The 8,491-nt window shown below is 69.5% G+C and carries 6 protein-coding genes and 2 pseudogenes; 1 reads left to right on the top strand and 7 read right to left on the bottom strand.

The features are described 5' to 3' along the window. Nucleotides 1–171 precede the first annotated feature (171 nt). Complete coding sequence (locus IOE58_RS04250; protein WP_193865161.1) at nucleotides 172–1,458, bottom strand: hypothetical protein; 1,287 nt, start codon at nucleotides 1,456–1,458, stop codon at nucleotides 172–174. Between the two features lie 23 nt (nucleotides 1,459–1,481). After that, nucleotides 1,482–2,918: an MFS transporter gene (locus IOE58_RS04245; protein ID WP_348981861.1), complete on the bottom strand. Its 1,437-nt coding sequence runs from the start codon at nucleotides 2,916–2,918 to the stop codon at nucleotides 1,482–1,484. Between the two features lie 11 nt (nucleotides 2,919–2,929). On the opposite strand from IOE58_RS04245, the gene IOE58_RS04240 reads away from it, so the two are divergent. Continuing rightward, on the top strand, nucleotides 2,930–3,598 hold the full coding sequence (locus IOE58_RS04240; RefSeq protein ID WP_311199689.1) for an arsenate reductase/protein-tyrosine-phosphatase family protein: 669 nt from the start codon (nucleotides 2,930–2,932) through the stop codon (nucleotides 3,596–3,598). 258 nt (nucleotides 3,599–3,856) lie between these two features. Here the strand turns inward: IOE58_RS04240 and IOE58_RS04235 are convergent, their stop codons facing one another. The 5 genes and pseudogenes from IOE58_RS04235 to IOE58_RS04215 form a co-directional block, all read right to left on the bottom strand. Then, nucleotides 3,857–4,927: an IS110 family RNA-guided transposase gene (locus IOE58_RS04235; RefSeq protein WP_193865159.1), complete on the bottom strand. Its 1,071-nt coding sequence runs from the start codon at nucleotides 4,925–4,927 to the stop codon at nucleotides 3,857–3,859. A 314-nt stretch (nucleotides 4,928–5,241) separates the two neighbouring features. Beyond that, a pseudogene (locus IOE58_RS04230) lies at nucleotides 5,242–5,403 on the bottom strand (integrase core domain-containing protein); the annotation flags it as partial. A 510-nt stretch (nucleotides 5,404–5,913) separates the two neighbouring features. Next, entirely contained in the window at nucleotides 5,914–6,090 is a 177-nt protein-coding gene (locus IOE58_RS04225) for a hypothetical protein (RefSeq protein ID WP_193865158.1), read from the bottom strand. A 978-nt stretch (nucleotides 6,091–7,068) separates the two neighbouring features. Next, nucleotides 7,069–7,902, bottom strand: coding sequence for an ATP-grasp domain-containing protein (locus IOE58_RS04220; protein ID WP_228018914.1), 834 nt, complete (start codon nucleotides 7,900–7,902; stop codon nucleotides 7,069–7,071). A 46-nt stretch (nucleotides 7,903–7,948) separates the two neighbouring features. Continuing rightward, a pseudogene (locus IOE58_RS04215) lies at nucleotides 7,949–8,326 on the bottom strand (transposase); the annotation flags it as partial. Nucleotides 8,327–8,491 lie beyond the last annotated feature (165 nt).

Below are 8,491 nucleotides of genomic sequence, written 5' to 3'. Positions count from 1 at the left end.
GCATCACGCAGTTCGATCCGCCAGCGACGCCGCTGGAGATCGGACCTTCTCACACTGCCTGCAAAGCGCCGACTTCGGTAGTGCCTCCCCTTGCCTGGCCGCCGAATTTTGCGCGCTTTTTACGCAGGTCAGGCGCGATTCAGAATGACATCGATGTGATTCGTGGGCGGGTCACGCGCAGTCGACTGTTCCCGTCACCGCATCCGCCGAGACGGAGCTCTGCCCCGTCTCGGAGTCGTAGCAGACGACCACTCCGTACCGCCCGCTCGCCCCCAGCACGATGGCGTGGAGACCGCCTCCTGGGTCCTGGAACACCAGTGCGCTCACCTCGAAGTCCACGGTGATCGCCTCCTGCGCGGTGCCGTCTGGCCCCGCGTGCGGGGTGAAGCGTGCACTGCCACCGGTCCCGACGACGTCGAACCCTCCGTTGAGCGCAGGCGTGATCTCCAGCTGCGGCTGCTCGAGGATCTCCCAGGTCCCGCCCGAGGGCTGCCCGGCCTCCCGCTCCCCCACCGGTGCCGAGAAGGGGCAGAGGTCGGGCTGGCGCGCCTGGCTGTCGGCACAGTCCTCGAGGTGGGATGAGACCTGCTGCTCGATCTCCTGTCGGCCCGCCTCGGTGATGTCGTAGCCCAGCTCCTGGCCCCGGATGTAGCGCGCCTCGGGCCCGAGGGACGGCAGCACGGTGATCTCGAGGGGAAGCGGTGCGACCAGCTCGCCCCTGCCGGGAAGGGCGATCTCGTAGGTGCCGGGCAGGAGCTGGAGCACCGTCTCGTACTGCCCGTCCACGGTGGGGCGACGCACGCGGTCCATGGCCATGGTGGTGCCGTTGACCAGGAGCTCCTCCGCGAAGGGCGGCACGAACAGCTCCACCGTCCCGTAGTCCACGGGATCAATGCGCCATTCCAGCGGGCTGTAGAAGTTCCGGGAGTGGCCGGTGAGGGTGACAGTGGACTCGTACTGGTGGGTGCCGTTGTCGAGCAGCACGGTGGCAGTCGCGCTCTCCCCCTCCGTGCGGACCTCCAGCACCTCGTAGTCCTGCACCCGATCGGTGGCGGCGGAGTAGACCTCATCGGTCATGGCCGCGGTGCCGGGCCCGCTGCCGGTGAAGGTGTGCTCGCGCAGGGTGGCCGTGTCACCTAAGACCAGGGCATCGAGGTACTCCCGCACCGTCGCCTCCGGACCCCGGCCGCGGTTCAGCAGCGCGGGCAGGACGATCCCGAGGCCGATCACCAGGGCCAGCACGGCAGCAATGGCGATCAGCCGACGTCGGGACTTCTCTTTCCCCGCTCCGCCGGCATGGCCCTCCGGCTCGGTTCGCGTCTGTGCCCGGGCGGACGTGCCGCTGGCGGGGCGGTCCTCGGGGCCGGGCACCTCGTCCCACCCGGCGGGGATACCGGATGCGTCGTCCCACCCGGTGGGGATGATGCGCGCGTGGCCCCGTTGCCTGCGCCTGCTCATGTCGTGCTGTCCCCCGGTTCCTCTCACAAAGCGCCCGGCTGGGCCTTCTCACGGGCCCGGTCATGGATGCTCACGCCCATCGCGATCACGGTCAGCACCATGATGACCACCAGGGCGATCATGAACGCCTCGAGCCATTCGGTGCCCGACTCGGTCAGCGAGAAGATCACGCCGGGGATCATGGCGGTGCCCAGGGCTGCACCCACGCGCTGCCCCAGCTGCAGGATGCCGCCGGCCACGCCGCCGTAACGGGGGTCCACGGAGTTCAGGGTGAGGGTCTGGTTCGGCGAGATGGTCATGCCGTTGCTGAGTCCCATGAGCGTCAGCGGGGCGGCCAGGAGCCAGAAGGAGATCGCGCCCGACTCGACGGGGCCGGCCAGCAGGGCGGTGCCGCCCAGGCCGACGAGCGCCACGGCGAAGCCGTAGATGACCATGCGGCGGCCCAGGGCGAGCACGTACCGCCCGGCGATCTGCGAGGAGACGGCTGCCGCCATGGCCGAGGGCAGTCCCAGCAGGGAGGCCTCGAACGCGGTGTGGTCCAGGTGCATCTGCAGGTACAGCGGGACGATGATCCAGATGCTGGTGGAGCCCAGGAAGTACACCGAGACGATGAGGATGCCGTTGCGGAACGCCTTGTTGGCGAAGATCGCGGGGTCCACCATCGGGGGGCGGCCCTTGCGCTTGAAGCGCTGCTCCCAGCCCCACCACAGGCCCACCAGCAGCAGCCCCACGGGGAAGGCCAGCCAGATCACGGCGTTCACGCCGCGCTCCAGGAACGGCAGCATGATGCACAGGATCGCCACGGACAGCAGGATCGTGCCCACCGGGTCGAGGTCCGCGCGTTGGCCGGTGCGGGCGGCACGGTCGTCGGGCAGGTAGTGGAAGGCGCCCAGGATGGCGAGCACGCCGATGGGGACGTTCATGAAGAACATCCAGCGCCAGCCCTGGTCGGGCCCCAGGATCTGGATCAGCAGGCCGCCGATCACGGGGCCGACGGCCGTCGCGACGGCCACGGTGGTGGCCAGGAACGCGAAGGCCCGGGCGCGGGCCTGCCCACGGAAGTGCTGCTGGATCAGGCCGACCGTCTGCGGGTTCAGCAGGCCCGAACCGATGCCCTGCAGGATGCGGGAGACGTTGAGGATCTCCACGCTGGGCGCGAAACCGGAGAGCAGGGAGCCCAGGGTGAAGATCCCGATGCCTATCACGAGCATGCGACGCCTGCCGGTGGCATCGCCCGCGCGTCCGGCCGGCACCAGCAGCATGCCGAAGGCGAGGGCGTACCCGGAGATCACCCACTGCAGGCCGCCGGAGCTCGCGTCCAGGCTCTCGCCGATGGCGGTCAGCGCCACGTTGATGACGCTCACGGCAACAAGTGCCATGAACAGTGGGGCGAGGAGGACGGCGAGCAGGGGCTTGCGCCGCACCGGGGGCTGAGCGGCGGGATGGGCGGCGGAACTCACCTGTGCAGGATATGCCTCGGGCGCCGACTAAGCGTGTGAGGGGGCGCGCGAGGTGGAGCGGGCCGAGCCGCCAGTTGCGCCGCACGGACCAACCGCCGCCATACTCGAGCATGGCCTCCTTGCCCTTCTCGATCCTCATGGTGTGCACCGGTAATGTGTGCCGGTCACCGTTCGCCGAAGCACTGCTGAGACGCCGACTTGCAGGGAGCGGCGTGGCGGGAGTCGAGGTGCGCTCCAGGGGAACGATGGCGCTGGTAGGAGCGCCGGTGGCCGCCGAGATGCTGCCGGAGTTCGCACGGTTCGGCCTCTCGCCCGACGGGCTGGTCGGGGCGCAGCTGGATCAGGCTGCCGCGGTGCGTGCCGATCTGATCGTGACGATGAGCAAGCGGCAGCGGGCGTGGATCATCGAGGAATGGCCCGCAGTAGGGCTACGCACGGTGATGCTCACCTCAACCGGTGCGCTGGCTGACTCCGGCGCGTCAGCGGACTCACCCCCCGGCGTGGGCGCAGGAGCGCATCGGGCCGGGATCCGCGCCTGGGCGCGGTCGGGTGCGCAGCTTTCGGCCGCCGACGTGCTGGATCCCTACGGCCGGTCCCCTGAGGTGGCGCGCCGATCGGCCGACGTGATCGCGGGGCACGTCGCAGAGCTCGGCCGGTGGCTGGGCACAGGTGATACCTGAGGGCCAGCACACCAGCGTAATTCCCGGACGCGCGTTGCCCAGCACAGCGGCGCAGTGATCGAACCAGCTCGGCTCAGCGGGACAGCCGGATGGGCAGGGCCTTCTTAATGCCCGCGTAGGGCGGTTAGATGTAGTTGGTCATGACGTTGTCGACGCCGGTGCGGAGGCGTGAGGCCGGGGGCTGATCGCCGCGGGCGGTGTGGGGCCGGGGGCTGATCGCCGCAGGCGGTGTGGGGCCGATGGACTCTTCTATGTCTGTCAAGCCGTGGTCGGCGCCGCGTGGAGCGCCTCGAGAGTTCGATAGATCCGCCGGGCGAGGTAGCGCTTGAGGCAGCGTCGGATCTCTTTTGTCGTGCGCCCCTCAGCTCGCCGTCTGTCAACGTAAGCGCGTGTCTCGGGGTCGTGAACCATTCGGGTGACCGTGGCCATGTGGAGCGCGCGATTGAGCCTTCGATCGCCTCCGCGATTCAGCCTGTGGCGAGTCGTGTTTCCCGACGATGCAGGGATGGGACTCACGCCGGCCAACGCCGCGAAGGCAGCTTCGTCACGCAAGCGCCCACGGTGTGACCATGCTGAATAGGCGACTGCAGCGGTCACGGGCCCGACGCCGATCACGTCCAGCAATGGGGCAGCTTTGCTCTGACGCAGAAGCTCCTCGAGCTGCGAGCGGTTGTCGGCGAGCTCAATGTCGAGAGCACGAACTCGCTTGGCCAGCCGGTGAGCCTCGGCTCGAGCAGCCGCGAGCTCGAGGTCTTCAACTCGAGTGCGCCAAGACGCCACCTCGGTGATCTGCCCGTTTGTCAGCGGCTTCCGCGCATCGAGGCCAAGATCTGCGGTGCGCAACAGGGCGGTGAGAGCGTTGACGCTGGCCGTGCGCTCCGAGCTCATGTTCTCCCGCGCGCTCGTCAGGACGCGTAACGCGGGACGCAAGCCGGCGTCGGAGCGGGGATGGCGTAGCCGGTCGTCTTCCAGCGGCAGTACCGAGGCGCCGATGCGGTGCGCATCGAGGAGATCCGACTTACCAACGCGATGATGTGTCCGAGCATCCATCCTGGCTGCCTCGGCGACTTCGTAGCCAGCGTCGGGCACGACTCGTGCGAGCCGTGCGCCATAGGTAGCGGCGCCTTCGATCCCCCATAGAGCGGTCAGGTTCCCGCCAATGAGACGAGAGACCCAGGCCACGGCGCGATTCAGGCCCGCGGACGTCGTCGGGAACTGCTTGGCAGCGATTTGCTCGCCGGTGGCTGCAGTCAGGACCGCGAAACTGTGGTTGCGGGCATGGGTATCCACTCCGATGACGAACGGGCGGGTATGCGCGACGATGGCCATGGCGGTTCGTATTTCCTTCCAAGTCAGGACTGATGACGCGGCCGCTACGGGCCGGCGCGAGCCTGGATGGAAGTCACTTCGGGGCAATACTGTGATGAGTCACGACCTCGCCGAGAGGACGAGGACGGACAGTCTTCTGATCAAGCCATCGGAGTGGGCCGGGCGAGCGCCGGCCACCCCACGCCGGAGCCGGACATGTCCATCGAAACGCACCCGATGGGGGCGAATAGTTGTAAGAGCCACGGCCTCGGCGCGGAAGCAGCACGACGCTCAACCTGCCAGCCAGTTCCAGACCAGCCGCCCCAAGACTCACAGTAGTTGTAGTGGTGGTTCCAAACGCCGATCGCGTCCCTCCGTTCTGTCTCGGATTCGTAGCGGCGGGCGTAGAGGCACTCGTCGCTCATCAGCCGTTGGTAGCGCTCGATCTTCCCGTTGTGCCGGGGGGTGTAGATCCTGGTGCGCTCGTGCCGGGAGATGAACGCGCTGGTCGAACGGTTAAACGGCACCGGCGCGGGATGGAGGTCCCGGTCGTAGAGGGTGTCGGGGCCGGCATCGCGGATGGGCTGCCCGTCCTCGCTGATCCGTCGCGGACTGGATGCTGCGGGCCACAGGACGGCATGCAGAGAGATGATTGACACGACTCCCCCTCTTCCGATGGTACGAAGCTCTCGGACCTGCGACGTCACCGTCGATGTCCGCTTTGCCCGCCTGGTGCCGGTTCGTACCATCCGTCAGGTTCTGATCCTTGTGAAGCCGGTCCACAGATTCCCGGCAGGTAGCCGCCGGCTGACCGACGGCCGGAGAGCGGCGACCATGAGCCGGGCGCAAGGGGGCAGCGCTGCGGCCTGCGTAGTCATGCAAGCCGCACCGGCAGTCCGATCAGCGCCCGGACAGCACGAAGCGCCGTCTCCAGCGACAGGAGACGGCGCTTCAGGGAAGGAGCGCCAGCGGTCGGCGCACGACGGGCGCTTCGCCGTGCCGGCGGTTCAGAAGTTGATGGTGATGGAGCCCGGGCGACGGGTGCCCGCCTCCGCCGCGCCGTTGGCGGCCGCGGAGACAGTGCTGTTGTTCAACCGGGGGCTGCGATAGCTGCCTCCTGCTCCACCGGCGCCGCCGAAGGAGATCGATGCGGTCTGAGTGGAGCCGGTGCCCTGCACCCGCAAGGTCGTGCAGCTTCCGCTCCCGCCGCCTCCGTAGCCGCCTCCGCCTCCGGCGGAGACGTGCGACGTGGTGGCTGAAGCCGTCTGGACACCGTTCGCGCCGGCCCCCGTGAACCCCGCCGTACCGGCTGCACCCTCCCTGCTAACGGAGCTGAGCTCCTTCTGGGGAGCGCCGACGGTCGTGGTCCCGGCGGGTCCGCCTGTGCCGGCGGGCCCGCCGGATCCGCCGGGTCCGCCGCGTCCCCCGTTGGTCGTGGCCGTGGTGCTCGACACGTTCGGGTGCGACGTCGACGATCCTCCGCCATTCGCTCCGGCCGAGCGCGCGACCGCCGCGCCACCGCTGAACTGCGGGTACCCGGACGAGGTCAGCGCCGAGCCCCCACCGCCACCGCCGCCCCCTGCCACGACCAGCACCTCCGTGCCGATCACGATGGCCGAGGACCCACCCCCTGATCCACTCACGTTGTTGTTGGTCGCCTCCCCGGCGGACGCCGCACTGAAGATCACGTCGCCGCCCTTGCCATATCCTCCACCGCCGGTTGCGTCCGGGGGAACGCGAACGCCCGTGGTCGGCGGTCGCACCCCTCCTGCGCCGACCGTCCAGGACAGGACCGTGCCCGGCGTCACCGCCAGGTCACCGGTGATACGGGTCCCGGCGCCTCCAGTACTGCCGTTGGCGCGCCTCCGCCCCCGCCGCCGACCACGGTCACACAGATCCGCGTCACCCCGGCGGGGACCGTCCAGGTCCCGGTGGTCCGCCCCACCCCGGAGCCGGGACTCTCGGCCGTGTACGTCCGCGACGGGCATTGGAAGGGCGAGGCGGCGACAGCGGGGGCGGAGACTGCCACGGCTGCGGCCGGCACCGCCCATGCCGCCGTGCGGGCCAGTCTCCGTCGGGAAATGGGCTGGTGTGGTGTGGTCATCGATGCCTGGTGCCTTTCTGGCTGCGAGTTCCGAGGCTCACGGGCTCGGTGGTCTTGATCAAGTATAGGCGCCGTCGAGTCCGGCCAGGAGGCCCCGATCGCAGGCTCCGCCCCTATCCAGCCGCAAGAGGACCGCAGGTGACAGGGTCAAGCCTCCGTCGAGGTCACGCGCACGCTCTCGTGGTTGGCGGAGATGACGCCGGGGGCGTACTCCCGCCAGTCCTCGTCGATCTCGAGGCCGAGCGCACGGGCGAGGTAGTAGCGGGGGACGTCGGCCCCGGCGAGGTGCACGAAGGGGTAGCCGCCGCCGAAGCGGGGGGTTGATGTCGATGACGGAGGGCTCGCCGCCCTCGGCGAGGAACATGTCCGTGTCGATGAGTCCGGTGAGCTGCGCGGCGCGGGCGATCTTCTCGGCGTTGGCGACGAAGGGTGCGGGATCCACGGAGGCGGCCTTGTCGGTCTCGCCGGCGCGCATGCGCACCTTGCGGCGGGCGAGCACGGCCCGCAGCTCGCCGGGCTCGCGCAGATCGCCCACGATGTCCACGCCGTGCTCGAGCCCGGGCAGGCAGGGTTGGACCACGACATCCTGGCCGCTGGGGGCTGAGCCGTCGGCCGGGGCGGGGGCGGAGTCGATCGCGGCGTCGATCGCGGCGCGGACCCCGTCGGCCGGGACCAGCGCGAGCCCGGAGGAGCCGCTGCCGAGGCGGTGCTTGACCACGAGGCGCTCGGAGGCGGCGGGGATCTCGGCGATGCCGGCCTCGTCGTCGCCGGTGACGGTGCGCGGGGTGGGCATCCCGATGCCCTCGAGCAGCTGGGCCATGCGGAGCTTGTCGGCGCAGCCGAGCTGCCAGGCGCGGTCGACGCCGGGCACGAGGATGCCGCGCTCGCGCATCCGATCGGCGAGGTCGGTGGCGACATGGAGGTGCATGAGCTCGTAGTCGTTCGACAAGGTCGACGAAGAAGCCATTCCACGCAGCTCCGGTCTCGCTGGTCGCGACCCGCATGCCGAGCACTTCGCGGTGCCCGTCGCCATTGGCGCCGGTGGCTAGGAGGACGACAGCGTTGATCACGCGGCCACCTTCACGGGCCTTCATGGTCAGCGCGTCGGCGGAGACGAAGGTGCAGGGCCCGGCCTCGTCCAGCGGCCGGTGGCGGAACTGCTCGACGTGCTCGTCCAGATCTGCTGCCATCCTGCTGACCTGCGACTTCGAGAGACTGTTGATGCCCAGGGGTTTGACGAGCTTGTCCATGCGACGCGTGGAGACACCTGCGAGATAGCAGTCCGCGACGACCGTGATCAGGGCACGCGCTGCACGACCTGCAGTTCACCGCCCGCACCGCGCTCGGCGGTACGAGCGTGCCGAGTGCGGTGCTGCTGGGGGCCGACGGCCAGCTCGCCGGCGGCCCCGTCAACGGCGGCAGAGCGGTGATCGAGTTCGTGCAGGAGATCTGCGAGCAGCCGGCGGAGGCGGGCGCCGGAA

This window comes from Brachybacterium epidermidis (assembly GCF_015209585.1).
GTDB lineage: Bacteria > Actinomycetota > Actinomycetes > Actinomycetales > Dermabacteraceae > Brachybacterium > Brachybacterium epidermidis.
This window is presented reverse-complemented; position numbering and strand designations above follow the sequence as displayed.

Bases quoted from the DNA above. Each gene is read 5' to 3' on its own strand.
- IOE58_RS04250 (WP_193865161.1), bottom strand. From the start codon at position 1,458: ATGAGCAGGCGCAGGCAACGGGGCCACGCGCGCATCATCCCCACCGGG.
- IOE58_RS04240 (WP_311199689.1), top strand. From the start codon at position 2,930: ATGCCTCGGGCGCCGACTAAGCGTGTGAGGGGGCGCGCGAGGTGGAGC.
- IOE58_RS04235 (WP_193865159.1), bottom strand. From the start codon at position 4,927: ATGGCCATCGTCGCGCATACCCGCCCGTTCGTCATCGGAGTGGATACC.
- IOE58_RS04220 (WP_228018914.1), bottom strand. From the start codon at position 7,902: ATGCGCGAGCGCGGCATCCTCGTGCCCGGCGTCGACCGCGCCTGGCAG.